At 59.4% G+C, this 24,101-nt stretch carries 22 protein-coding genes and 6 tRNA genes; 26 read left to right on the top strand and 2 right to left on the bottom strand.

The genetic code is table 11. The features are described from left to right. The first annotated feature begins 65 nt into the window (after positions 1-65). The 11 genes from rdgB (at position 66) to ACQQ92_RS07560 (ending at position 11,337) form a co-directional block, all read left to right on the top strand. Complete coding sequence (gene rdgB / locus ACQQ92_RS07610) at positions 66-707, top strand: RdgB/HAM1 family non-canonical purine NTP pyrophosphatase (RefSeq protein ID WP_118206636.1); 642 nt, start codon at positions 66-68, stop codon at positions 705-707. A 3-nt stretch (positions 708-710) separates the two neighbouring features. Continuing rightward, positions 711-1,157 carry a D-aminoacyl-tRNA deacylase gene (gene dtd / locus ACQQ92_RS07605; RefSeq protein WP_117797049.1) on the top strand — a complete coding sequence of 149 codons (447 nt, stop codon included), beginning with the start codon at positions 711-713 and terminating at the stop codon, positions 1,155-1,157. Between the two features lie 114 nt (positions 1,158-1,271). Beyond that, complete coding sequence (locus tag ACQQ92_RS07600) at positions 1,272-1,568, top strand: Veg family protein (RefSeq protein WP_118206416.1); 297 nt, start codon at positions 1,272-1,274, stop codon at positions 1,566-1,568. Positions 1,569-1,570: 2 nt separating this feature from the next. Beyond that, complete coding sequence (gene ispE, locus ACQQ92_RS07595) at positions 1,571-2,467, top strand: 4-(cytidine 5'-diphospho)-2-C-methyl-D-erythritol kinase (protein ID WP_427747686.1); 897 nt, start codon at positions 1,571-1,573, stop codon at positions 2,465-2,467. 49 nt (positions 2,468-2,516) lie between these two features. Next, positions 2,517-2,593 (top strand) — tRNA-Pro (locus ACQQ92_RS07590). A 112-nt stretch (positions 2,594-2,705) separates the two neighbouring features. Beyond that, on the top strand, positions 2,706-2,981 hold the full coding sequence (gene tatA, locus ACQQ92_RS07585; protein WP_195838497.1) for a twin-arginine translocase TatA/TatE family subunit: 276 nt from the start codon (positions 2,706-2,708) through the stop codon (positions 2,979-2,981). Positions 2,982-3,087: 106 nt separating this feature from the next. Further along, entirely contained in the window at positions 3,088-3,558 is a 471-nt protein-coding gene (gene greA, locus ACQQ92_RS07580; protein WP_006234960.1) for a transcription elongation factor GreA, read from the top strand. Between the two features lie 79 nt (positions 3,559-3,637). Next, the gene (lysS, locus tag ACQQ92_RS07575; RefSeq protein ID WP_427747687.1) at positions 3,638-5,602 is read left to right on the top strand and encodes a lysine--tRNA ligase; all 1,965 of its coding nucleotides are present in this window, start codon (positions 3,638-3,640) and stop codon (positions 5,600-5,602) included. 531 nt (positions 5,603-6,133) lie between these two features. Beyond that, entirely contained in the window at positions 6,134-6,727 is a 594-nt protein-coding gene (locus tag ACQQ92_RS07570; protein WP_427796173.1) for a DUF2798 domain-containing protein, read from the top strand. Positions 6,728-6,912: 185 nt separating this feature from the next. Beyond that, the gene (locus tag ACQQ92_RS07565; RefSeq protein ID WP_427747689.1) at positions 6,913-9,555 is read left to right on the top strand and encodes an ATP-dependent Clp protease ATP-binding subunit; all 2,643 of its coding nucleotides are present in this window, start codon (positions 6,913-6,915) and stop codon (positions 9,553-9,555) included. 324 nt (positions 9,556-9,879) lie between these two features. After that, on the top strand, positions 9,880-11,337 hold the full coding sequence (locus ACQQ92_RS07560; protein WP_427796172.1) for an aminoacyl-histidine dipeptidase: 1,458 nt from the start codon (positions 9,880-9,882) through the stop codon (positions 11,335-11,337). A gap of 80 nt (positions 11,338-11,417) precedes the next feature. On the opposite strand, the gene ACQQ92_RS07555 is transcribed toward ACQQ92_RS07560, so the two are convergent. Then, the gene (locus tag ACQQ92_RS07555) at positions 11,418-12,002 is read right to left on the bottom strand and encodes a manganese efflux pump MntP family protein (RefSeq protein WP_154514774.1); all 585 of its coding nucleotides are present in this window, start codon (positions 12,000-12,002) and stop codon (positions 11,418-11,420) included. Between the two features lie 248 nt (positions 12,003-12,250). Between ACQQ92_RS07555 and disA the strand changes: the two genes are divergently transcribed. The 6 genes from disA (at position 12,251) to ACQQ92_RS07525 (ending at position 17,736) form a co-directional block, all read left to right on the top strand. Further along, positions 12,251-13,291, top strand: a complete 1,041-nt coding sequence (disA, locus tag ACQQ92_RS07550) for a DNA integrity scanning diadenylate cyclase DisA (protein ID WP_370450554.1) — start codon at positions 12,251-12,253, stop codon at positions 13,289-13,291. Further along, positions 13,291-14,019: a 2-C-methyl-D-erythritol 4-phosphate cytidylyltransferase gene (gene ispD / locus ACQQ92_RS07545; RefSeq protein WP_154514770.1), complete on the top strand. Its 729-nt coding sequence runs from the start codon at positions 13,291-13,293 to the stop codon at positions 14,017-14,019. The genes disA and ispD overlap by 1 nt, the downstream gene beginning before the upstream one ends. After that, the gene (ispF, locus tag ACQQ92_RS07540) at positions 14,009-14,503 is read left to right on the top strand and encodes a 2-C-methyl-D-erythritol 2,4-cyclodiphosphate synthase (protein WP_427796171.1); all 495 of its coding nucleotides are present in this window, start codon (positions 14,009-14,011) and stop codon (positions 14,501-14,503) included. The genes ispD and ispF overlap by 11 nt, the downstream gene beginning before the upstream one ends. Before the next feature lie 3 nt (positions 14,504-14,506). Next, positions 14,507-15,973: a cysteine--tRNA ligase gene (gene cysS / locus ACQQ92_RS07535; RefSeq protein WP_427796170.1), complete on the top strand. Its 1,467-nt coding sequence runs from the start codon at positions 14,507-14,509 to the stop codon at positions 15,971-15,973. A 167-nt stretch (positions 15,974-16,140) separates the two neighbouring features. Beyond that, entirely contained in the window at positions 16,141-17,055 is a 915-nt protein-coding gene (gene rlmB / locus ACQQ92_RS07530; protein WP_427796169.1) for a 23S rRNA (guanosine(2251)-2'-O)-methyltransferase RlmB, read from the top strand. Between the two features lie 3 nt (positions 17,056-17,058). Beyond that, the gene (locus ACQQ92_RS07525; RefSeq protein WP_154514764.1) at positions 17,059-17,736 is read left to right on the top strand and encodes an NYN domain-containing protein; all 678 of its coding nucleotides are present in this window, start codon (positions 17,059-17,061) and stop codon (positions 17,734-17,736) included. Between the two features lie 27 nt (positions 17,737-17,763). Here the strand turns inward: ACQQ92_RS07525 and ACQQ92_RS07520 are convergent, their stop codons facing one another. Beyond that, positions 17,764-19,104, bottom strand: a complete 1,341-nt coding sequence (locus ACQQ92_RS07520) for a DNA-binding protein (protein WP_427796168.1) — start codon at positions 19,102-19,104, stop codon at positions 17,764-17,766. 161 nt (positions 19,105-19,265) lie between these two features. On the opposite strand from ACQQ92_RS07520, the gene ACQQ92_RS07515 reads away from it, so the two are divergent. The 9 genes from ACQQ92_RS07515 to secE all read left to right on the top strand — a co-directional run bounded on the left by ACQQ92_RS07515 (position 19,266) and on the right by secE (position 24,101). Continuing rightward, a tRNA-Thr gene (locus tag ACQQ92_RS07515) sits at positions 19,266-19,340 on the top strand. 964 nt (positions 19,341-20,304) lie between these two features. Then, a complete protein-coding gene (locus tag ACQQ92_RS07510) occupies positions 20,305-20,997 on the top strand; it encodes a hypothetical protein (protein ID WP_427796167.1) in 693 nt (230 codons plus the stop codon). Positions 20,998-21,634: 637 nt separating this feature from the next. Continuing rightward, positions 21,635-21,716: transfer RNA gene (locus ACQQ92_RS07505), tRNA-Tyr, on the top strand. Positions 21,717-21,726: 10 nt separating this feature from the next. Continuing rightward, positions 21,727-21,802, top strand: a tRNA-Thr gene (locus ACQQ92_RS07500). A gap of 3 nt (positions 21,803-21,805) precedes the next feature. Further along, positions 21,806-21,882: transfer RNA gene (locus tag ACQQ92_RS07495), tRNA-Met, on the top strand. A gap of 96 nt (positions 21,883-21,978) precedes the next feature. Further along, positions 21,979-23,169 carry an elongation factor Tu gene (gene tuf, locus ACQQ92_RS07490; protein WP_154514756.1) on the top strand — a complete coding sequence of 397 codons (1,191 nt, stop codon included), beginning with the start codon at positions 21,979-21,981 and terminating at the stop codon, positions 23,167-23,169. Positions 23,170-23,447: 278 nt separating this feature from the next. Then, positions 23,448-23,597: a 50S ribosomal protein L33 gene (gene rpmG / locus ACQQ92_RS07485; RefSeq protein ID WP_102372646.1), complete on the top strand. Its 150-nt coding sequence runs from the start codon at positions 23,448-23,450 to the stop codon at positions 23,595-23,597. A 13-nt stretch (positions 23,598-23,610) separates the two neighbouring features. Continuing rightward, positions 23,611-23,686: transfer RNA gene (locus tag ACQQ92_RS07480), tRNA-Trp, on the top strand. 76 nt (positions 23,687-23,762) lie between these two features. Further along, positions 23,763-24,101: a preprotein translocase subunit SecE gene (secE, locus tag ACQQ92_RS07475; RefSeq protein WP_154514754.1), complete on the top strand. Its 339-nt coding sequence runs from the start codon at positions 23,763-23,765 to the stop codon at positions 24,099-24,101.

Below are 24,101 nucleotides of genomic sequence, written 5' to 3'. Positions count from 1 at the left end.
GGGGAGAGGCCGAGACCCTCGTCGTCCTCTACACGGCATTGCTATAAGAGACAAGGAGGCCAGCTATGGCACTTGAGAAGATTGACATCGACACCCTCGACCCGGCGGCGACCATTGTTGTGGCCACGGGTAACGCCCATAAGCTCACCGAGATCGAGGCCATTTTGGGCAAGGTCATGCCCGAGGTGCGCTTTGTGGCGCTCGGCCAGCTGGGCGATTTTGAGGACCCCGAGGAAAACGGCACGACGTTTTTGGAGAACGCCATCATCAAGGCGCAGGCTGCGGTCGAGGAGACGGGCCTTATGGCCATCGCTGACGATTCCGGCTTGGTCGTCGACGCGCTGGACGGCGAGCCGGGTGTGTATAGCGCGCGTTATGCGGGCGTACACGGCGATGATGCCGCCAACAATGCCAAACTACTCGTTAATCTGGAAGGCGTGGCAGACGAGGATCGCACCGCACGCTTTATGAGTGTCGTTGCGCTCATCGACCAAGACGGCCTGGTCACCTATGGCGAGGGCGCCTGCGAGGGCGTTATCGCACACGAGGGCCGCGGCGACCACGGCTTTGGCTACGACCCGCTGTTCCTGCCGGTCGATACGCCGGGCAAGACTATGGCCGAGCTCACAGCGGACGAGAAGAACGCCATCAGCCATCGTTTCCATGCACTCGAGCACCTGTCCGCCAAACTCACGGGCGAGGAGTAGGCCGTGCGTGCGGTGGTGCAGCGCGTGCTCAACGCCGGTGTGACGGTCGACGGCGAGTGCGTGGGCCGCATTGGGCGCGGCTATCTGGTATTGCTGGGTGTGGGCCATGGCGATACGCGTGCCGAGGCCGATAAACTATGGGGCAAGCTCCGCGGGCTGCGTATCAACGAGGACGAGAACGGCAAGACTAACTTGGCGCTTGCCGATGTCGACGGCGAGGTGCTCGTGGTGTCGCAGTTTACGCTGTTTGCCGATTGCCGCCACGGCCGTCGTCCGTCGTTTACGGATGCTGGCGCGCCCGATGTCGCCAACGAGCTTTATGAGTACTTTCTGACGCTCGTCGCCCAGGACGTCGACCACGTGGCGCACGGCATCTTTGGCGCCGACATGAAAGTCGACCTGGTCAACGACGGCCCGTTCACCATTGTCCTCGATACCGACAATCTGTAAGTAGCCTAATTAGCTACTTGCGTGGGGTTGTAACAGGGTGCTATAGTATTAGAGTTTTGTCTATCTTAGGGGTATTATCCCCTTTTTGAATTGCACCTTCTGGAGGCCCTGTTCATGGAAGAGATGGAAGTCAATTACGTCGACGACATCCACGAGAAGCTGACCGATATGGTGGGCGATCGCGTCAAGGTGAAGGCCAACATGGGCCGTACCCGCGTTGTCGAGCGCATGGGTACCATCAAGAGCGTCCACCCGGCTGTCTTTATCGTCGAGGTTGACGAGCGCCGCGGCCGCAAGTCGCGTCAGTCCTACCAGTACATCGACGTCCTTACCGGTCAGGTTGAACTGTTCGACCCCGAGAGCGGCGAGCACATCTTTACTCCGCTCGGCAACCAGCTCGAGGAGCATTAACGGTGACCGATCGGTCCCTCATCCTTACTGCGCCGGCAAAGATTAACCTCTACCTGGGGGTTCATACCGAGCGCGATACCCGCGGCTACCACAAAGTCGATTCCCTGATGGCAGCTGTCGGCCTAGCCGATACCGTGACGGTCACGCCGGCGCAGGCGTTGACCGTCCAGACGGTTCCGGCATCAGATTTTCCCATGCAAAAGAATACTGCCTACCGCGCCGCCGTCGCCATGGCCGATCATTTCGGGCGCGAGGCAAACGTGTGCGTGACGATTGAGAAGCGCATCCCGCTGTGCGCCGGCCTGGGCGGCCCCTCGACGGATGCCGCGGCGGTTATCGTTGCCCTGGCTGAGCTGTGGGGCATCGACCGCACTGATCCTGCGCTGGATGAGATTGCGCGTGGCATCGGCGCCGACGTGCCGTTCTTTTTGCATACGAGCCCCGCATTCTACGTGGGTGGGGGAGACGTTCTGGCAACTGAGTACCCCGCGCTTCCTGTGACGCCCGTTGTGCTGGTCAAGCCGCGGGAGGCGAGCGTTTCGACAATTGAGGCCTATCGACGTTTTGACGAGGCCCCGGTGCCCGCGACTGCGCCCGGTGCCATTGCATCGGCTCTTAGCGTGAGTGATGCGAAGATGGCGTATTCGCTCATCCATAACAACTTGGGCATCATTTCTGCTTTGATGGAGCCGCAGATCCAGGCGGTTCTCGACTGGCTGAGCGAACAGGAGGGAACCGTTGCCGTGGACGTGTGCGGGTCGGGTGCCTGCTCGTTTGCCATTTGCGACACCGCCGCCACGGCCGAAAGGCTTGCCGGGGCTGCCCAGCAAAATGGCTGGTGGTCCTGCGCGACTGAGCTTATTCCCAACACGGTTCAAATCGACGCGCCAAAGAAATAAAAATTTCTCTAGCACGCGGCGAAAAACTTTGTTACTATAGTCGAGCTAACGGGTTGTGGCTCAGTTTGGTAGAGCACTGCGTTCGGGACGCAGGGGTCGCTGGTTCAAATCCAGTCAACCCGACCAGAGCATGAGGAGGGACCGCTTCTTGCGGTCCCTTTTTTTAGCTATTGTTGTGATACCGCGATACCCGCGGTATACTCATTCGAGCTTGTCTCGCTGTTTTGTGGAGGTCTACATGTTTGGACTGAGGGCTCCTGAGCTCATCATTATTCTCGTCGTTGTCCTGATTATCTTCGGGCCCAAGAACCTGCCGAAGCTCGGCAAGTCCCTCGGCTCTACCGTCAAGAATATCCGCGAGGGTATGGAGGGCGACGATAAGGACGAGACCAAGCAGGCCGAGGACGTTGTGGTCGAGGAGTCCGAGGAGGACAAGAAGATCGCAGAGCTCGAGGCCCAGCTCGCCGCCGCCAAGAAAAAGAAGGCAGAGGACGGCGACGCGGACGCAGAGTAGTCCCATCCCTTTGGGGTGAGCACCTGACCGGCTTGCCCGCAGGCTAGCCGGTCTTTTTCGTTATGTTGACAGTTGATTGTTACATCATAGTTGGGGAGATATCCGTATGGACGCAAGCCAGATCGTACTGACCGCTGAGGGCCGCCAGAAGCTCGTCGAGGAGCTCGCTTGGCGTGAGGGCGATTACGCCAAGGAGATCGTCGAGGACATCAAGGAAGCCCGCGCGTTTGGCGACCTTTCGGAGAACTCCGAGTACGATGCCGCCAAGGACAAGCAGGCTCAGAATGCTGCTCGCATTGCCGAGATTCAGGCTATTCTCGCCAACGCTCAGGTTGCTGCCACCACGGGCGATCTGACCGTCTCCATCGGTTCCACCGTTTCGCTGATTGATCCCAACGGTGAGGTCATGGAAGTCACGCTCGTCGGTACCACCGAGACCAACTCGCTCGAGCACAAGATCTCCAACGAGTCCCCGGTCGGCCACGCCATCATCGGCCACGGCGAGGGCGACTCCGTCGAGGTCGTTACGCCTTCCGGCAAGACTCGCGTCTACACCATCGCCAAGATCGCACGCTAGACCACGGTCCCGCGTAAAGGTATGTTTTCGCTCCCTGGGACCGAATCCTGGGGAGCGTTTTAGTTTGAGGAGTTAACTTATGGCAGAGAACCAAAACGCCGCCGAGCAGGCATCGACGCTCAATGACGAGCGCGCCACGCGCCTGGCCAAGCGCGCCGCCCTGTTCGAGGCGGGCCAGAACCCCTATCCCGAGCATTCCGAGATCGAGGACTACGTTGCCGACATCGAGGCTAAGTATGCCGATCTTGCCGATGGCGAGGACACCGAGGACGTCGTGAAGATCGGCGGCCGCGTGGTCGCAAAGCGTGGTCAGGGCAAGATCATGTTCATCGTCGTGCGCGACGCAACCGCCGAGATTCAGCTGTTCTGCCGCATCAACGACATGGACGAGGCAGCCTGGAATACGCTCAAGGCCCTCGACCTTGGCGATATCCTGGGTGTGACCGGTGTGGTTGTGCGTACTCAGCGCGGCCAGCTCTCCGTCGCCCCTAAGAGCGCGACCCTGCTCTCCAAGGCCGTTCGCCCGCTGCCCGAGAAGTTCCACGGTCTCTCCGACAAGGAGACCCGCTATCGTCAGCGCTATGTCGACCTGATCGCCAACGACGATGTCCGCGAGACCTTCCGCAAGCGCTCGCAGATCCTCTCCACCTTCCGTCGCTTTATGGAGTCCGACGGCTACATGGAGGTCGAGACTCCCATTCTGCAGACCATTCAGGGTGGCGCTACGGCTAAGCCGTTCATCACGCACTTTAACGCTCTCGATCAGGAGTGCTACCTGCGCATTGCTACCGAGCTGCACCTCAAGCGCTGCATCGTCGGTGGCTTTGAGCGCGTCTTCGAGATCGGTCGTATCTTCCGTAACGAGGGCATGGACCTCACCCACAACCCCGAGTTCACCACGATGGAGGCCTACCGTGCCTTCTCCGATCTCGAGGGCATGAAGGCGCTCGCCCAGGGCGTCATCAAGGCTGCCAACAAGGCCATCGGCAACCCCGAGGTCATCGAGTACCAGGGCCAGACCATCGATCTTTCCGGTGAGTGGGCAAGCCGCCCCATGACTGATATTGTCTCTGACGTGCTCGGCAAGAAGGTCACCATCGACACGCCTGTCGAGGAGCTTGCTGCCGCCGCGCGCGAGAAGGGCCTGGAGATCAAGCCCGAGTGGACTGCAGGCAAGATCATCGCCGAGATTTACGATGAGCTGGGCGAGGACACCATCGTCAACCCGACCTTCGTGTGCGATTACCCCATCGAGGTCAGCCCGCTCGCCAAGCGTTTTGAGGACGACCCGCGTCTGACCCACCGCTTTGAGCTGGTCATCGCCGGCCACGAGTACGCCAACGCATTCTCCGAGCTCAACGACCCGGTCGACCAGGCTGAGCGCTTTGCCGCCCAGATGGCCGAGAAGGCCGGCGGCGACGATGAGGCCATGGAGTATGACGAGGACTACGTACGCGCCCTCGAGTACGGTATGCCTCCCGCGGGCGGCATTGGCATCGGTATCGACCGTGTGGTCATGCTGCTCACCAACCAGGCTTCTATCCGCGATGTCCTGCTGTTCCCGCACATGAAGCCCGAGAAGGGTTTCCAGTCCGGTGCCGCTGCCGCCAAGGCCGCAGAGGCCGGCAACGCCGCGAGCCCGTTCGTTAAGTCGCTTAAGCCCACGCTCGATTACTCCAAGATCGCCGTTGAGCCGCTTTTTGAGGAGTTCGTCGACTTCGATACCTTCTCCAAGAGCGATTTCCGCGCTGTGAAGGTCAAGGCATGCGAGGCCGTCAAGAAGTCCAAGAAGCTGCTGAACTTTACGCTCGACGACGGTACCGGTGTCGACCGCACCATCCTCTCCGGCATCCACGAATACTATGAGCCCGAGGACCTGGTCGGCAAGACCCTGCTCGCCATCACCAACCTGCCTCCGCGCAAGATGATGGGCATCCCCAGCTGCGGCATGCTCATCAGTGCCATCCACGAGGAGGAGGGCGAGGAGCGCCTCAACCTGATCCAGCTCGACGCCTCCATTCCCGCCGGCGCAAAGATGTACTAATTGGTTCCGCCGTTCTACCGAACGGCGGACCAGCCGACGCTGCGCGGGCCGCACCTGTACAATGTGACGTTCAACTTCAAGGGCGCGACCGAAAGGTCAGCGCCCTTTCGTTTCACGTCACCTTGTCTCAAATGCAGCCCGCTCGCTGACTTATGCTCAACCTGCGGCGCCATTTTGCTTGAAGGCACCCTGCTCGCTCTGGCGGGCTTTCGCTGCCGTTGGCAACACATCGGCGTTGCCTTGGCTGTCAAGCTAGACGTCGCTCGCTGTCCGTCCTCTACCTGCGGCGTTGCTCTGGTTGGCACTTCGTATTCCACCGCAACTTATGGGGTCGGGGGATTATTGGTGCTCTACATCTCCACAAACTCAACGCTTACGAAGCGTGTGCTGCTCGTGTTAGGGTAGTTCCACCACATAAGTAGTCGCAGACGCACGTGCCACGGGCGGGCGAGATGAAGTCCCAGTAGCTCCATCTCGCCCGCCCGTTTTTGTTGTGCACCGCGGCGTAACACAGAAAGGATTTTGCCCTTTATGCCTATCAATAAACGAGAGAGCCTGCTGTTTACCTTTATCATGTGCTTTTGCATGGTGCTCTGGATGAGCATCTACAACGTTGCCCTGCAGCACGGGGCCATCAACGGCGAGGTCATTGCCGCCGCGTGGCTCGGCTTCCCCGTTGCCTACATTTTTGCCATGTGCTGCGACTGGTTTGTTGCCAGCCCCCTTGCCAAGGGTTTCGCTTTTAAATTCCTGGTCACGCCGGGTAAGAGCTCACCGCTTGCCATGACGCTCGCCGTCAGCTCCTGCATGGTCGTTCCCATGGTCATCATCATGTCGTTCTACGGTGCGTGCGAGGGCTTGTTCCACATGCCCGGTGGCCCGCTCGCAAACCTGCAGATGCTGCCGATGATGTGGCTCATCAACATCCCGCGCAACTTTATCATGGCCCTGCCCGGGAACCTGCTGGTGGCTGGTCCGGTTGCTCGCTTTATCTTCCGCCATGCCTTCCCCATGGGAACCGTCTTTGAAGAGCAGCATATGGAGCTCGTACGTATGCCGGGCGCTCCCGTTGCCGATGTCGACGATGACGTTGCCGAGAGTATGGACGCCGAGCCCGCCTGCTAGGCAAGAGCCTCTAACCTAGAGCGCCCGCCGCATCCGGCGATTCCTTTTTTGTAGACGTTGTCGTATGGCTGCACGCGGAAAAGGCCACAGCGGTTAACATATACTCCATATGGGTAAAGAGACCAAAGCGCCGCCACGAGTGGCGCTTTGCGTTTGAAAAACTAGCTCGTCTAAGAGGAACTAGCATGTTGGACCGTTTTACCGATCGCGCGCGCAAGGTCATGTCCATGGCCAAGCAGGAGGCGCTCGATCTTCACTCAAATAAGGTGGGTACCGAGCATCTGCTGCTCGCGCTCGCCAAGGAGGACGAGGGCATTGCCGCCGAGGCACTGCGCTCACTCGATATCTCCTACGATGACATCATGGACACGCTCAAGGAGGTCCAGACCACCGTTCCCGAGCCCAGCGAGGAGACCGAGGCCGCTAAGCTCGCCTTTACGCCGCTCGTCATCAGCGTGATGGAGCGTTCCTTCCGCGTGGCGCGCGAGAACAACCAGACCTATGTGTCGACCGAGCACCTGCTCATCGGTATTGTCGAAGAGGGCAACGGCATGGCCATGGACATTCTCATGCGCCTGGGTGTTTCGTCCGCTTCCATTAAAAAAGCCATCGAGAAGCTTACCGCCAAGGATCAAGACAAGAAGCGCCCGCTCGCCGGTGCCGGTGCCGGGCGTCCCGGTACAGGCCTGCCGTTCTTTAGCGGCTCGGACGCCTCGCAGCAAAAGGGGAGCGGCACCGACACGCTCAAGCAGTTCGCCACCAACCTTACGCAGAAGGCGCGCGACGGCGAGCTCGACCCGGTGATCGGTCGCGAAAAGGAAGTCCAGCGCATGATGGAGATCCTTTCGCGCCGCACCAAGAACAACCCGCTTATCTTGGGCGACCCCGGCGTGGGCAAGACGGCCATCGTCGAGGGCCTGGCGCAGCAGATCGCTGCCGGCAACGTGCCCGAGAACCTTATGAACCAGAACATCTGGACGCTCGACCTGCCGGGTCTTGTCGCGGGCGCCAAATATCGCGGTGAGTTTGAGGAGCGTCTCAAGAACGTAATCCAGGAGGCAACCGAAGCCGACGACGTCATCCTGTTTATCGACGAGATGCACACCATCATCGGTGCCGGTTCTGCCGAGGGATCCATCGATGCAAGCTCCATGCTCAAGCCCGTGCTCGCGCGCGGCGCTTTCCAGATCATCGGTGCCACCACGGCCGAGGAGTTCCGCAAGTACCTCACCAAGGACCCGGCCTTCGAGCGCCGCTTCCAGACCATCGATGTTGAGGAGCCAAGCGTCGAGGACACGGTCAAGATCCTGACCGCGCTCAAGCCACGCTACGAGGAGCACCACCACGTGCGCTATACGCAGGGTGCCATCGAGGCTGCCGCGAACCTCTCCAACCGCTACATCCAGGATCGCTTCCTGCCCGATAAGGCCATCGATCTCATCGACGAGGCCGGCGCCCGCGCCCGCATTGCCGCCAACCGTGCGCCTGAGCCGGTGCGCGAGGCCGAGCATCGCGTGGAGGAGCTCAAGGCTGCCGCGCAGGAGGCCACCGAGGGCGACGACATGAACAAGGCCGCCGAGATTACCGAGCAGCAGAAGGCTGCCGAGATTGAGCTCGCCGAGGCCAAGGCAGCTTGGACGGCCGAGCTCGACGCCAGCCCGCTCACCATCGATGTCGCCCAGGTTGCCGACATCGTGTCCGTGACCTCGGGCGTGCCGGTGTCTTCGCTCACCGAGAGCGAAAGCCGTCGTCTGTTGCAGACCGAAAGCGTGCTCAAGACCCGCATTATCGGCCAGGATGAAGCTGTCGAGGCCGTGGCCAAGGCAGTGCGCCGCAGCCGCTCGCCGCTCAAGGACCCGCGTCGTCCCGGCGGCAGCTTTATCTTCTTGGGTCCTACCGGCACAGGCAAGACCGAGCTCGCCAAGACGCTCGCCGAGTATCTCTTTGGCAGCAAGGACGCGCTCATCAGCTTCGACATGTCGGAGTTTGGCAGCGAGTTCGAGGTCTCCAAGCTCATCGGTAGCCCCCCGGGCTACGTGGGCCACGACGAGGGCGGTCAGCTCACCAAGGCCGTTCGCCGTCACCCGTACTCGGTCGTGCTGTTCGACGAGATCGAGAAGGCGCACCCCGATATCTTCAACATCTTGCTGCAGGTGCTTGAGGAGGGCCGCCTGACCGATAGCCAGGGCAAGACGGTCGATTTCCGCAACACCGTGATCATCATGACGTCCAACGTGGGCGCCCGCGAGATTGCGCAGGATGCGAGCGTTGGCTTTGGCACCACCGGTGAGCAGGGTCTTACCTCGAGCGAGATTAAGGGCCGTGCGATGGGCGAACTCAAGCGCCTGTTCCGCCCCGAGCTGCTCAACCGTATCGATGACATCGTGGTGTTTCAGAAGCTTTCGGGCGAGAACTTGACCAAGATCGCTCACCTGCTGGTGGACGACCTGCGCCAGCGCCTGATTGCCAACGGCATGAACATCAAACTCACCGATGCGGCCTACGACAAGATCGTAGCCGAGGGTACCGACCTCACCAACGGCGCACGTCCGCTGCGCCGCGCCATCCAAAAGCTCATCGAGGATCCGCTATCCGAGGAGCTGCTGGCCGGCGAGTGGGGCAGCGGCGATACCGTCCTGTGCGACGTGGCCGACGGCAAGTTCGTCTTTAGCCACGGTACGGGCGAGATCCCGGCGCCGCGTCCGGCAGGTGCGCTTGGGGGCGATACCGCTCCGGCAGCGCCGCACACCGGAAACGCCGCGCCTGTGAGCAGTGGCGTAAGCTCGGGCCCCGGCGGCATGATGCAAGCCGGTTCCGGCGCGCTGTAGGGCGTAACAAAACCTTGTGTCCACGAGGGCGTTCCAAAGGAGCGCCCTTTTTTCTGTTGGAAAGGCCCCTCGTTCAAAGTAAATCTCATTAAACATACCAACGGTGTATGCATAAGCGTTGGTCAGGCGTTGAGGTTGGTTGAAGGGCCCAACGTCCCTTCGGCGCGGTCCGTCTACCTGCTTTATCTTAATAAAGTGGCGTTTCTCCGCCGTTAGCCGATGATGCGAGAGCGCTCGGCGTTTTCGACTGGTTTATGCAAACGAAGTCTGGGAATATACAAGGCGCATGTCTTATTGTCTAACCAGTTGCGCCAAGGAGGCACCATGGACTACAAGATCACCGGCTATGAGCCCGCCCAGCTGTTCCATTTCTTTGAGGAGGTCAGCGCGATCCCCCGTGGGTCTGGCAACGAGAAGGGCATCAGCGATTTCCTGGTTGCGTTTGCCAAGGAGCGCGGCCTCGATGTGTATCAGGACGAGGTCTACAACGTCATCATTCGCAAGCCCGCATCTGCCGGTGCCGAGAATGCCCCGACCGTGATGCTGCAGGGCCACATCGATATGGTGTGCGACAAATTGGGCTCCGTTGAGCACGACTTTACGACCGATGGTATCGACCTGCTCGTCAAGGACGGCGTTCTCACCGCTAACGGCACCACGCTGGGCGCCGACAACGGTATCGCCGTCGCTCTGATGCTCACTGTTCTCGATGACGATTCGATCGTTCACCCCGCCCTCGAGTGCGTATTCACCACCGACGAGGAGACTGGCCTGGTCGGCGCCGAGACGCTCGACAAGTCCCAGATTAGCGCCCGCACCATGATCAACCTTGACTCCGAGGAAGAGGGCGTTGCCACCGTCAGCTGCGCCGGCGGCGTCGTCGTTACCTACACCTGCCCGATCGCGCGCGAGCACAAGACCGGTAGCACCCTCACGTTCGACATCTCCGGCCTGCTGGGCGGTCACTCCGGCAGCGATATCCACCTGGAGCGCGGCAACGGCAACCTCATCATGGCCCGCATCATCGACCGCCTGATGGTTGCCGGCGAGCCCGCCATCGTTAGCTTTAACGGCGGCACCAAGGACAACGCCATCAACCGTGAGTGCAAGGCTGTTCTGGTCTACGCCGACCACGCTGCCGCCGAGGCCGCGGCCCAGATCGCAAAGGGCATTATCGCCGACGTCACTGCCGAGCTCGAGGTCTTCGACCCCGGCTTTACCTGCACTGTCGAGATTGCCGACGACGCCGAGGTCGAGGCCATGGACGAGAAGTCCGCGCTTGCCCTCATCCGCGCCCTGCGTCTTGCCCCCAATGGCGTGATCCGCCGCAACGTCGCTACCGACGGCTCCGTCGAGGTTTCCTCCAACATCGGTGTGGTTGCCACTTCTGACGACGAGGTCAAGATCATGCTGTCCCCGCGCTCCTCGATCACCTCGCTGCAGAACGAGTTCAAGGACCGCCTGCAGACACTGGCCGATGTCCTGGGCTTCGACGCCAAGTTTGAGTTCGAGTATCCCGGCTGGAGCTATGCCGAGCATTCGCCGGTCCGCGACGTCTTTATCGAGAGCTATCGCGAGCTCTTTGGATCCGAGCTGCGCATCGAGTCCATTCACGCCGGCCTTGAGTGCGGCCTGTTTGCCGAGGCCCTGCACGGCCTGGACGCCATCGCCGTGGGCCCGACGCTCTCCGATGTCCACACCCCGGACGAGAGCATGGAGCTCGCTTCTGCCGAGCGCTTCTACGAGCTGCTCATCGACGTCCTCAAGCGCCTTGCCGCGTAAAGGTCGCCTTGGTTAAGCAGCTCTAAAACGGCTGGCTCTGAAAACGGCCGCCTGGCGTAATGCCGGGCGGCCGTTATTCGTTACAGTGCGAGGATCCCAAGGTGCTCAAGTAGGATCTTAAGCCCGATGAGGACGAGTACGACGCCACCCACGATGGTGGCGGGTTTTTCGTAGCGCGCGCCAAAGGTGTGGCCGATCGCTACGCCGGCGACGGAGAAGATAAACGTTGTGACGCCGATAAGTGATACAGAGGGCACGATATCGACCGAGAGCGCGGCAAACGAGATGCCCACGGCGAGCGCGTCAATCGAGGTGGCGATGGCAAGGATTAGGTACTCGCCCAGGTCGATCTTTTCGGCATCCTTGCCGTCGCCTTCGTCCTCATCCTCGTCTTCGGTAAAGGCTTCCCACAGCATCTTGCCGCCGATAAAGGCCAAAAGGATAAAGGCGATCCAATGGTCTATGGGACCGATGATGCCCATGAACTGGCTGCCGAGTGCCCAACCGATTACGGGCATGCCGGCCTGAAAGCCGCCAAAGAACAGGCCAAGCACAACGGCGACTTTAAGGTTGATCTTTTTCATGCCGAGACCCTTGCAGATAGAAACGGCAAAGGCGTCCATCGAAAGGCCAACGGCGAGCAACACGAGCTCTGCGAGTCCCATAGTCTGGCTCCCTCTCTCCGGGCGAACCCGATTACACGACCACTCCCTCATTTATATGAGACCCGATGCTACCACATGAGCAGCCAAAAGAGCCCCGTCCCAAATGAGCTACCTAAGCGGTGTTCGCTCATTCTGTAAGCATCGGAATTTGCGGGCGTCACAGGGGCAAACCGTGAGAAACTTATTGACGTTTATGGAGCGTATACGATGGGAGCGATGCCTTGGATAAGAACGAGCTGCAAAAGCGTATGGAACAGGCCATCCGCCTGACGGCACCTGGTCAGCCGATCCGCACCGCCCTTGACATGATCATCGCCGGTCACCTGGGCGCCCTTATCTGCGTCGGCGACACCGAAAACGTGCTCGCTGCCGGTAACGACGGCTTCCCGCTCAACATTTCGTTTACCTCGAACCGCCTGTTCGAGCTTTCCAAGATGGACGGCGCTATCGTCATCGACGGCGACCTTACCCAGATCCTGCGTGCCAATTTCCACCTCAATCCCGACCCCTCGCTCGCCACGAGCGAGACGGGCATGCGTCACCGTACTGCCGCTCGCATGTCGGTGCTCACCGACGCCATTGTGATCTCGGTCTCGGCCCGTCGTGCCGTCGTCAACGTGTATGTGCACGGCAAGAGCTATGAGATTCAGCCCGTCACCACCATCATGAGCTCGGTCAACCAGCTCGTCGCTACGCTTCAGACCACCCGTCAGTCGCTCGACCGCTCCCTGCTGCGTCTGACGGCCCTCGAGCTGGACGACTACGTCACGCTCGCCGACATCACCGGCATTTTCTCGAGTTTCGAGATCATGCAGCAGGCAAAGACCGAGCTTAAGGATTGCATTGTCAAGCTGGGCAACCAGGGCAAGCTCGTGCAGATGCAGCTCGAGCAGCTCGCCGGCTCCAGCATGGATACCGAGTACGACTTGATGATTCGCGACTACGCAAGCGATTCCTCCGAGGCAAACGCCGAGAAGATCCGTGCCGAGCTTAGCCGCATGACGCCCAAGGACTTGTCTGACCCGCAGCATGTGGCGGCGGTTCTGGGTTACGACGACCTGGACGAGGACTCCGTCATGACGCCGCTGGGCCTGCGCACGCTTTCGCGCGTGTCCGTCGTGCGCGACGGCGTGGCCGAGAAGATCGTCGACGAGTATGGCTCGCTGCAGGAGCTCATGGACGATATCAGCAAGGATCCGGAGCGCCTGGGCGACTTTGGCGTTAACAACCCTGCCATTCTTGCGGACTCCCTGTACCGCATGAAGGGCACCAAACAGGGGAACGCATAATGGCGCCCGTATGCGCCGTGGTCGTTGCCGGTGGCAGCGGCCAGCGCTTTGGTAATCCCGGTGGCAAGCAGCTCGTCAATGTAGCGGGCCGTCCGCTTATGAGCTGGTCCATCCGCGCGTTTGACCGTAGCGATAAGGTCGGCCATATCGTCGTGGTTTGCCCTGCCGAGCGTCGTGCCGAGATGCGCCGCCTGGCCATCAGCCCGTATTCGTATAACACGCCCATCAGCTTCGCCGATGCCGGCGATACCCGCCAGGACTCCACTCGTGCCGGCGTGCATGCGGTGCCGGCAGGCTTTGAATACGTCGCCATTCACGACGGCGCTCGTCCGCTCATTACTACCGAGGCCATCGATCACGCTATCGACGTGCTCGTGAGCGACCGCTCGCTCGACGGTGTCGTGTGTGGCCAACCCGCGATCGACACGCTCAAGATCGTCGATGGGGACAACATCGTCGAGACGCCGCCACGCGAACTCTATTGGGCCGCGCAGACGCCGCAGATCTTTAGTGTCGACGCCATGAAACGCGCCCATGCCGCGGCGATTGCCGAGGGCTTTATCGGTACGGACGATTCGTCACTGGTCGAGCGCATGGGTGGGCGCGTCCGCTGCGTCCAGAGCCCGCGCGACAACCTTAAGGTGACGGTGCCCGAGGACTTGCGTCCCGTAACCGCGATTTTGCTCGGGCGGATGGCCGAGAGAGAGGACCTTCCCCATGTTCAGTAACCTGCGCATTGGCCACGGCTACGACGTCCACCGTTTGGTGGAGGGGCGTCGATGTATCATCGGCGGGGTCGACATTCCCTACGAGCGCGGCCTGCTGGGCCACTCGGATGCCGATGTGCTCGCGCACGCGCTGTCCGACGCTATTCTGGGCGCCTGCCGCGGGGGAGACATTGGCAAGCTGTTCCCCGACACCGACCCCGCCTACGAGGGTGCCGACTCGATGGTGTTGCTTGCCCGCGTAATGGACTATGCGCGCGAGCTGGGCTTTGAGTTTGTCGATGCCGACTGCACCATTGCCTGCCAGCAGCCTAAGATCACCCCGCACCGCGATGCCATGCGTGCCAACTTGGCCCATGCCCTGGGCGTTGACGTCGAAAACGTGGGCGTCGCCGCCACCACGACCGAAAAGCTCGGTTGGGAAGGTCAAGGCGAGGGAATTGGCGCCTGGGCCGTCTGCCTGCTACAGAAAACCGTTAAGGAGTAACGAATGCGTATCTACAACAGCGCTACCCATAAAAAGGAAGAGTTCCAGCCCATCGAGCCCGGCAAGGTCCGCATGTACGTGTGCGGCCCCACGGTTTACGACAACATCCACATCGGTAACGCCCGCACGTTCATCAGCTTCGATGTGATTCGACGCTGGCTCATCGCGAGCGGCTACGAGGTCACGTTCGCCCAGAACCTCACCGATGTCGACGACAAGATCATCAAGCGCGCCAACGAGCAGGGCCGTACGGCCGCCGAGGTCGCGACGGAGTTCTCGGATAAGTTTATTGGTGTCATGCGCGCTGCCAACGTGCTCGATCCCGATGTGCGCCCCCGCGCCACCAAGGAGATCGGCCCCATGATTGCCATGATCAAGGCGCTCATCGAGCAGGGCCACGCTTACGCCGCCGATAACGGCGACGTGTACTTTTCCGTGCGCAGCGATCCCAACTACGGTCAGGTCTCGGGCCGCAACATCGACGACCTTATGGTGGGTGCGCGCATCGAGGAGAACGAGGACAAGAACGACCCGCTCGACTTTGCCCTGTGGAAGGCCGCCAAGCCCGGCGAGCCCAGCTGGCCGAGCCCCTGGGGCGAGGGCCGTCCCGGTTGGCACACCGAGTGCGCCGCCATGGTGCACCGCTACCTGGGTACCCCGATCGACATTCACGGCGGTGGCTCCGACCTTGCCTTCCCGCATCACGAGAACGAGTGCGCCCAGGCTGCCTGCGCCTGGCACCAGGGCTTCTCCAACACCTGGATGCACACGGGCATGCTGCTGGTCGACGGCGAGAAGATGTCCAAATCGCTTGGTAACTTCTTTACGCTGGCCGAGGTGCTCGAGCAGCACTCCGCTGCCGCCCTGCGCCTGCTGATGCTGCAGACGAGCTATCGCTCGCCGCTCGACTTCTCCTGGGAGCGCCTGGAGGGTGCCGAGAATTCGCTCACGCGTATCGCCGGTACGGTCGAGAACCTGCGCTGGGCCGCGAACCATGCGACGGCCGATGCCGATGAGGCAGCATCTGAGGCGTTTGCCGCCAAGGCTGCCGAGACCCGTGCCACCTTTAAGGAGTGCATGGACGACGACTTTAACACCGCCGGTGCCATGGGCGCCGTCTTTGGTTTTGTCACCGAGTGCAATCAGTATCTGGAGCAGGCGGGCGGCGCTGCCGACAAGGCCGCGGCTCTTGCTGCCGCCGATACGCTGGTCGAGCTGCTCGATACGTTTGGCGTTGAGCTTCCCGAGCCCAAGGTCGAGCTGCCGTTGGGCCTTTTGGGCGTTGCCGCCGGCTTGGTTGCCTACACTGGTGACGACGTGGACGAGGCCGCTGCCAAGATTCTCGAGGCTCGCGCCGAGGCCCGTGCCGCCAAGAACTGGGACTTGGCAGACGCCATCCGCGATCAACTCAAGGACCTGGGCCTGACGATTGAAGATACCGCCGCCGGCACCCGTATCAAATCCCTCTAACCCCCGCGGGTTTCCCAAGCACCCGACCGCCCGAGCCACGGCACCTTGCCTTTCAATCGTCGGGCATGACCTCAAGGTCTATGCCCTCTTCTTTCAAGGCAATCTGCCGCACCTCGGGCGGTCGGTCTATTTGTTTCGTTTGATAGTTGTATTTAGGAGGCCGTCCTATGGCCGACAATCGCAAGCGTGCGCCTCGTGGCGGCAAGCAGGCCGCTTCTGGCTCGCGTCCGATTCGCCGAAATGACCGCGCTGCCGCTTCCAAGGGCCAGCGCGATCGCACCCAAGCTGCGCGTCCGCAGCGCGATCGCAACCGCGACGCTGTCCAGGCTCCCAAGGGCGAGTTTATCGAAGGCCGTCGTGCTGCCGTCGAGGCCCTGCGCACCGGTTTTCCCATCAAGTGCGCGCTCATTGCCGAGGGCGGGGAGCGCGATGCCGCCTTGTCTCGTCTGGTCGATGACCTCAACGCCGCGGGTGTCCGCATTAAGTACGTGCCGCGCGCGCAGCTCGATGCGCTGTCGAGCCATGGCGCTCACCAGGGCATTGCACTCGAGGTGGGCAACTTCCCTTATGCCGATGTCGCCGATATCCTCGACCGTGCAGGCGAGGGTCCGGCACTTGTCGTGGTGCTCGACCACGTGACCGACGACGGTAACTTTGGCGCCATCGTGCGCTCCGCCGAGGTCGTGGGCGCGGCGGGCGTCATCATCGCCAACAAGCGTGCCGCCGGCGTGACCGTGGGCAGCTACAAGACCTCAGCCGGCGCCGTCATGCATCTGCCTATCGCGCAGGTCCCCAATATCGCTCGTGCACTCGACGATCTTAAGGCCGCTGGCTTTTGGGTGGGCGGTGCCTCCGAGCACGCCGAGGGCAGTTGCTGGGATGCTCCCTTCGAGGGCCGCGTGGCGCTTGTCATGGGCTCCGAGGGCGACGGTATCTCGCGCCTGGTGCTCGAGAAATGCGACTTTTTGACCAAGCTTCCTCAGCGTGGCATGACCGAGAGCCTCAACGTTGCCCAGGCAACGACAGCGCTGTGCTTTGAGTGGCTACGTCGCAACGCCGGCGAGCTCATGGGGGAGGAGTAGCGCATGTCCAAGAAGAACCGCGCCAAGTCTAAGGCCAAGCGCTTTGGCGAAGGCTCGGCCAAGCCGATTGTCTCGGCCGCGACCTACGGCGTGGGCGGCAATGCGTTTGCGCAGGCTATCGCCGACCCGGTCTCGACGGTTCACTCCAATAAGCCCGAGCTGCTGGTGGTCGACGGCTACAATGTGATCCACTGCACGCCGCGCTACGAAAAGCTCGTGTACGACCATTCCGACGATCCGTATTCCAGCGACGTTCACGATATGGCGCGCACCGCCCTTATCAACGACGTTGCCGCCTTTGCCCAGGGCCGCTACGAGGCCGTAATTGTGTTTGACGGTGCAGGCAATATCTCTAGCGAGCGTCCCAACCTGCCGGCTCGCGGCGTGCGCATCGAGTTTTCGCCGACGGGTGTATCGGCCGATACCGTGGTACAAAAGCTCTGCATCGAGGCGCGCGAGGAAGGCCGCGCGTGCTCCGTTGTATCGAGTGACGGCACAATTCAAGCCGTCGTCATGGGCAAGGGCGTTACGCGCATCTCGAGCCGCATGCTGGTGGACGAGATCAAACAGATCGATAACGACGTCCGCGAGGCCGAGGAGGCTCCGCAGATCAAGATGACTCTGGGCAGTCGCCTGAGCCCCGAGGCACTGGCCAAGCTCAAGGCCCTGCGCGGGAGGTAGGGGAGTTGGCGGGGCGATACTGTTTCGCTAACTCCATTCAGCGATGTCGATCATTCTTTTGAGGCGCCATGTTAGCGCCTCTTTTAGATAAGGCAGTCTCGCTGTAAGAGCGTCGTTTTTGGATAGGATTTCGATTGCCTCGTCAACGAAACCCTCGAGCTTGTCGTCGTCAAACCAGCTCATATCCTCGACAAGCAGCATTTGTTTCGCGGGGCTTGAATGAAACTGCGCGCTGGTAAAACTGTGCTCCCCTGCCTTAAGCTCCTCTAGAGAAACGTTGCACCAGAGCGATGAGCCCGAATCGAAGATGGGGGCAGGTCTGCAGGCTAGCGTGTTGACGTTTCGCACAAGGCCAAAGTTACGCCAATGACGGTCATAGTTGGCGATGATGTCGTCGCACACGATCATGCGGTCAAGGGCATCCTTGACGCCTGTTACCCCGAGCTTCTCGCAGTTTGCTACATATCGCTCGTAGTCGGTTAGTCTTTCATCTGCGTTTGCGTACTGGTTTACATAGAACGCAGGGACATACTCTTCTTCATCAGTTAAGAAGACATCGCATTTGCTCAGGGCGGAAGTGCCCGTGCCCTCGAGCGAGTAAGGCACATAATCGCAGGCGTTTAGGATGCGACGATGGAGCGCGGTCGCTACCAGCTCGTTATATGGTTCTTGGTTCAGGTGCGCTCCTGCCTTATGCAGAATTCGACGCCCGCCCTCGCATGTCCAATACTTCTGAAGGTTGCCGTCCGAGGTGTTATCGGGCTTTGCGGCGGCTGCTTTGCCCTCTGGGGCGAAGGGTGCGATGGACAGAGAGACGTCGTCAAAAGCATTATTGAAGAAGTTAATATCCTCCCACGCGAGACCGGAATCTTGGGGTCTAATCCAATACTGGTCGGATAGGGAGAGGCCGAGATTTCGCTGGATGAGTTCGTCGGGAACATCGACTGCTGCTTCTGCCAACAGGGATGCAAGCCCAATGCGTGCGAGCGGGATACCGCGGCCTCGCCACCAAATGCGGAAAGAGTCGAGCGACACGGGATTATTGGGGCCAAGTACTCCAATAGGGGCGTGAGCGTAATCGATGTCGGCACCGATGTGGGTAAAGTCTTTTCGCGATGTGCTGTAGACCAGCTGGGCGACTTCGTGCGTGCGGTTCATGAGGGTAAACGTAATCTCGCTTTTTCCATGGCCTCGACGGGGGCGTCCCCCCGTTTTGGTCACGGAGCGGAGTCGTGCGTTGACGCTGTCTTTGTCGATGAGCCATACACCAGAAGCCTTGCGTGCCTCAAGTGCTCCGTTTTTTATGAGCTCTTGCACCCTGCGCGGGGTGATGTCGAGTAGCTCTGCAGCTTCCTTCGTGGTCAACATCGCGAAACCCTTCGCCAGAACGAATAGTTTTATCTATTTCATTGTAATTAATACTATTCGTTCTGACGAATAGTTTTGAGATATGGTCGATCAAAGGGCCTGTTGCGCCCCGTCCGCAATTCCTTTATTCTTAATTGGCTTCGCGCGAAAGCGCCAAGTGTGCCAGTGTGGCGCAACGGTAGCGCAACTGATTTGTAATCAGTGGGTTGCGGGTTCGATTCCTGTCACTGGCTCCATGAGAGTTTCGGGCTCTGTTCCCTAGTGGGACAGGGCCCGTTTCTTGTGGGCAGCTAGATTCGACTGTCCGCCGTCAGTTTAAAAGCTTTCAGGTACAAGATGCCGCCGATAACGTACATGCAGGCATCAAGCGGATCTGGGGTACTAAACTCGAGCACCATGGGCGCAAGTACTTCCCAGCAGATTGAGCATCCCACCGATAATGCCAAGCTACTTGCAAAGTTGCATATCGGCGTTTTCCCACTCACCACTTCGCAGAGGACGTTTACGTAGGCGGGAAAAATGATTCCTCCGCACAGATCTCCGAGCTGATAATGGGCGAAGTCGTAGGGGAGGAAAAAGTCGAAGCTCGCAATGTATCTGTTAACGAGATACACGATGCCGGCAAGCAGCGGCAGAAGATTTGCGCTGGAAATAAGCGCAGATCTGAATCGTTTAGCCACAGACCGCAAACATAGTCAGGCCAAGGCAAATGCCCAAAGCAATGATGATGATCTGGCTGCAGCCGTTACCCGAAGGGACCATGACACTCTCTTTCTCGATACATTAGTAAATTAAAGTATGCCACAGCCAGCAGCGTATTTGTTGAGCAACAACCTGTGGCTAATACCGTGTTACACGGCCTTGCGTCGGCTGAGGCATCAGCCGAATGACCTGGCACCTGTCGTGATGGTGCTCGACGATGGCGTGAGCACCGTCTACGCCCGTGACGGGCTATCGGTAGAACACATCATCTGGCTTCGAATAATGGGGGCGAGTGCGAGTATTGGCGTTCCTCGAAACGCTCGTTGCGCTCGCCGATTAATAGGCAACCCGTTGAGACTCATTACGTAGCCCGATTTAAACTGCTGACTTGGGTACCGCATGCATTTCGCATAGCCGCGGGAGGCTGCGCAATCGCCTGACGCTATTTATGAGTCATGAGCTGTTTTGGTTATGCGAGATATCGAAAGGAATTCTAGGATGTCTGTAGATCTGAAAACAGTAAAAGATGCGATGAGCCTTGCGGCGAAGGTCCTGGTTGCGGCCGCGGACGTCATTGATGGCGCAAAGCAGCTCGGCGTCGATGTCGAAGCTGTCGGCGGTGCTGTAAAGGGTGCTGCGGATGGTGCTGCTAACGGTGCACGTGTCGTTGCCGATGGCATTGGCAAGGGGCTCGGTGTCGCGGCCGATGGCTTTGGCGCGGCAGTTGGCGCGCTGGGCGGCGCCGCGAAAGCGTTGCAGGACTCAAGAGAGGCCGCCGAGACTCGCAAGAAGATCAACGCCGCAAGGCAGTCGATTTTCGAAAGTGCGTCGACGGTGATGCCCCTGCACAAGTTTGTCAGCCAGCAGAAAAAAGCTGCCGATGCCGCGTTTAACGGCTTTGATATGCCTGGCTGCTACCTTATCGCAAAGTATCAAAAGGGCGATCACGATAAGAACTACAGTGACTATCTGGGAATTTATGTGGGCTCAAGCGAGCACATGTCGGAGGATATCGTTTCCACGCCCACGCGCTTGGGCGATCCGGATGTCTATGCCGATTACAAGTATCATCAAAACGTGATGCTGTTCGTGTTCCCCTGCGAGCTAAAGGACCTCGATGAACGTCGCGAGCTCCTGCTGCGCTCGTTTGAAGGCAGCAGGCTCTACAACGGATCTGAGGTACTGGCTTAAGAGCTTGGTTGGGGCTAGTCGACAATCTAGATCTGTAACACGAGGACGAGCGTTCAGCTCCCAGCTGTTACAGATTTAGACAATCTGGGGGCGAGCTGAGAAGTGTCTCAATCTGTAACAACTAGGGAAGGAAAACCGTTCTAACTGTTACAGAATGAGACGTAAGCTAGGGTCTCTGCGAAACATCTCAATCTGTAACAACTAGGGAAGGAAAATCGTTCTTGTTGTTACAGATTTAGATAAACGGGAGACCGCCAGGGAAACATCTCGATCTGTAACAGATAGGGGAGAAAATTTTCTCTAAATGTTACAGATCGAGACAAAGGCCGGACCGGTCCCAGTCATCCTGGTTGAGCGAGGATATTCGGACGCACGAGGATCGTTATCGAAAGTCGATACCGCAAGGGTACTCCACTACACCAAAGTGTTCCCTCGGGAAATGTCGCCAGCGCAGCCAAATCCGCCGTCCTTCATATCTAAATTCAGCAAAACCGCAGGTCAAAGGTATATAGATACGCCCGGCACCGTGTATTTAGAGGTTTTCGTTGACAGCCCCCAAGGTTGCATCGTATTATCTTTTTCGTTCGCGGGGGCGGAGGCCCAAAAGACCAAAGAACCTGCGGATACTTGAACGATTGGGAGTTTGCCCGAGTGGTTAATGGGGACGGGCTGTAAACCCGTTGGCTCTGCCTACATAGGTTCGAATCCTATAGCTCCCACCCGTCAAGTGCCTGTATAGCTCAGTCGGTAGAGCACTTCGTTGGTAACGAAGAGGTCACCAGTTCAAGTCTGGTTGCAGGCTCCATCCGGCGGTGTAGCTCAGTTGGTTAGAGCACACGGTTCATACCCGTGGCGTCACTGGTTCGAATCCAGTCACCGCTACCATAGGTAACACGGTGGCTTCTCAATAGTATGTTGAGAGGCCACTATGGTATAAAGGCATAGTCCCGTCCGGGGACGACCTGTTTAGAGGAGGGCTTTATGGCCAAAGAGAAGTTTGAGCGCACTAAGCCGCATGTTAACATCGGCACCATTGGTCACGTCGACCACGGCAAGACCACGCTGACCGCTGCCATCACCAAGGTTCTCTCCGAGACCGAGGGCTGCAAGGCTGACTTCACTGCGTTCGAGAACATCGACAAGGCTCCCGAGGAGCGCGAGCGCGGCATTACGATCTCCGTCTCCCACGTCGAGTACGAGACTGCTGCCCGTCACTACGCTCACGTTGACTGCCCGGGCCACGCTGACTACGTCAAGAACATGATCTCCGGTGCTGCTCAGATGGACGGCGCTATCCTGGTCATCGCCGCTACCGACGGCCCCATGGCTCAGACCCGCGAGCACATCCTGCTCGCCCGTCAGGTCGGCGTTCCCTACATCGTCGTCTTCCTGAACAAGTGCGACATGGTCGACGATGACGAGCTCATCGACCTCGTCGAGATGGAGACCCGTGAGCTCCTTTCCGAGTACGAGTTCCCCGGCGACGACATCCCCGTCATCCGTGGTTCCGCTCTGGGCGCTCTCGAGGGCGACGCCAAGTGGATGGACGCCATTCGCGAGCTCATGTCTGCCGTCGACGAGTACATCCCGACGCCTGCTCGTGACAACGACCTCCCGTTCCTGATGGCCGTTGAGGACGTTATGACCATCTCCGGCCGTGGTACCGTTGCTACCGGCCGTGTCGAGCGCGGTGAGCTCAAGCTCAACGAGCCCGTCGAGATCGTCGGCATCAAGGATACCCAGAACACCGTCGTTACCGGTATCGAGATGTTCCGTAAGTCCATGGACTTCTGCGAGGCTGGCGACAACGTCGGTCTGCTGCTCCGCGGCATCAAGCGCGAGGACATCGAGCGCGGCCAGGTTCTCTGCAAGCCCGGTTCGGTTACCCCGCACACCAAGTTCACCGGTGAGATCTACGTTCTGACCAAGGAGGAGGGCGGCCGTCACACCCCGTTCTTCGATGGTTATCGTCCTCAGTTCTACTTCCGTACCACCGACGTTACCGGTACGGTCAAGCTCCCCGAGGGCACCGAGATGGCTATGCCTGGTGACCACATCACCATCGAGGGCGACCTCATTCACCCGATCGCTATGGAGGAGGGCCTGCGCTTCGCTATCCGCGAGGGTGGCCACACCGTCGGTTCGGGCATCGTCTCCACGATCATTGAGTAAATTAGCTCTCTGATACAGCTGACTTAGAGAACCCGGCACTTATATGGGTGCCGGGTTCTTTTCTACGCTGGTCTTTTTGCCTGATGATTACGCTTAGCTCGCTCTTAAGTTGAGCGTGAGGGATCGATTAGATCTCGTTGGCTCCATTGATGTGTTCCAAATATGAATGGATCTACCGAGAACCAATTGATTCGAGGTTTTCGTTGACAGCACTTACGTAGAGCTGATAAAGTACCAACTCGTGCCCGTACGGGGCGGATATGAAAGGTTCAGGATACATGCGTACTCTAGTTACTCTTGCGTGCACTGAGTGCAAGCGCCGCAACTATACGACCACTAAGAACAAGGCGAACATGCCTGATCGTATGGAGATCAAGAAGTATTGCCCCTGGTGCCGTCACCACACGCTGCACAAAGAGACTCGCTAGTCTCTAGTCACATACGCCAGTAGTTCAATTGGTAGAGCATCGGTCTCCAAAACCGAGTGTTGAGGGTTCGAGTCCTTCCTGGCGTGCCAGTCATTATTCCGTAAGCTCCCATTTGGGGGCTTACGGTTTACTCATGTATAAGCGCATTGCGCGGAGGTAACCCAAATGGCCAACAAGAAGAACAAGAAGAAGGCACAGCAGCAGGCGCCTGCCAACAAAGCTGCCGCCAACTCCAAGGTTGAGGCCAAGAAGGCCGTTGCCAAGAAGAGCGAGAAGGCTGCGAAGTCCAAGAAGAACGAGAAGCCCGGTTTCTTCGCCCGCACCAAGAAGTATTTTGCTTCGGTGAAGTCCGAGATGAAGCGTGTCACGTGGCCCGATAAGAAGGAGCTCGTGAACTACTCGGTCGTCGTTTGCGCTTCTCTGATCGTCGTCGGCGTCGTCATCGCTTTGCTCGATGCTGGCTTTGGCGAGGCTCTTGCTCTGTTCTCTGGATTGAGGGGCTAA

This window comes from Collinsella sp. SGI.241 (assembly GCF_050312955.1).
GTDB lineage: Bacteria > Actinomycetota > Coriobacteriia > Coriobacteriales > Coriobacteriaceae > Collinsella.
The sequence above is the reverse complement of the archived record's forward strand: the minus strand, read 5'-3'. Positions and strand labels throughout refer to the sequence as shown.

Bases quoted from the DNA above. Each gene is read 5' to 3' on its own strand.
- rdgB (WP_118206636.1), top strand. From the start codon at position 66: ATGGCACTTGAGAAGATTGACATCGACACCCTCGACCCGGCGGCGACC.
- ACQQ92_RS07600 (WP_118206416.1), top strand. From the start codon at position 1,272: ATGGAAGAGATGGAAGTCAATTACGTCGACGACATCCACGAGAAGCTG.
- tatA (WP_195838497.1), top strand. From the start codon at position 2,706: ATGTTTGGACTGAGGGCTCCTGAGCTCATCATTATTCTCGTCGTTGTC.
- greA (WP_006234960.1), top strand. From the start codon at position 3,088: ATGGACGCAAGCCAGATCGTACTGACCGCTGAGGGCCGCCAGAAGCTC.
- lysS (WP_427747687.1), top strand. From the start codon at position 3,638: ATGGCAGAGAACCAAAACGCCGCCGAGCAGGCATCGACGCTCAATGAC.
- ACQQ92_RS07570 (WP_427796173.1), top strand. From the start codon at position 6,134: ATGCCTATCAATAAACGAGAGAGCCTGCTGTTTACCTTTATCATGTGC.
- ACQQ92_RS07565 (WP_427747689.1), top strand. From the start codon at position 6,913: ATGTTGGACCGTTTTACCGATCGCGCGCGCAAGGTCATGTCCATGGCC.
- ACQQ92_RS07560 (WP_427796172.1), top strand. From the start codon at position 9,880: ATGGACTACAAGATCACCGGCTATGAGCCCGCCCAGCTGTTCCATTTC.
- ACQQ92_RS07555 (WP_154514774.1), bottom strand. From the start codon at position 12,002: ATGGGACTCGCAGAGCTCGTGTTGCTCGCCGTTGGCCTTTCGATGGAC.
- disA (WP_370450554.1), top strand. From the start codon at position 12,251: ATGGAACAGGCCATCCGCCTGACGGCACCTGGTCAGCCGATCCGCACC.
- ispD (WP_154514770.1), top strand. From the start codon at position 13,291: ATGGCGCCCGTATGCGCCGTGGTCGTTGCCGGTGGCAGCGGCCAGCGC.
- ispF (WP_427796171.1), top strand. From the start codon at position 14,009: ATGTTCAGTAACCTGCGCATTGGCCACGGCTACGACGTCCACCGTTTG.
- cysS (WP_427796170.1), top strand. From the start codon at position 14,507: ATGCGTATCTACAACAGCGCTACCCATAAAAAGGAAGAGTTCCAGCCC.
- rlmB (WP_427796169.1), top strand. From the start codon at position 16,141: ATGGCCGACAATCGCAAGCGTGCGCCTCGTGGCGGCAAGCAGGCCGCT.
- ACQQ92_RS07525 (WP_154514764.1), top strand. From the start codon at position 17,059: ATGTCCAAGAAGAACCGCGCCAAGTCTAAGGCCAAGCGCTTTGGCGAA.
- ACQQ92_RS07520 (WP_427796168.1), bottom strand. From the start codon at position 19,104: ATGTTGACCACGAAGGAAGCTGCAGAGCTACTCGACATCACCCCGCGC.
- ACQQ92_RS07510 (WP_427796167.1), top strand. From the start codon at position 20,305: ATGTCTGTAGATCTGAAAACAGTAAAAGATGCGATGAGCCTTGCGGCG.
- tuf (WP_154514756.1), top strand. From the start codon at position 21,979: ATGGCCAAAGAGAAGTTTGAGCGCACTAAGCCGCATGTTAACATCGGC.
- rpmG (WP_102372646.1), top strand. From the start codon at position 23,448: ATGCGTACTCTAGTTACTCTTGCGTGCACTGAGTGCAAGCGCCGCAAC.
- secE (WP_154514754.1), top strand. From the start codon at position 23,763: ATGGCCAACAAGAAGAACAAGAAGAAGGCACAGCAGCAGGCGCCTGCC.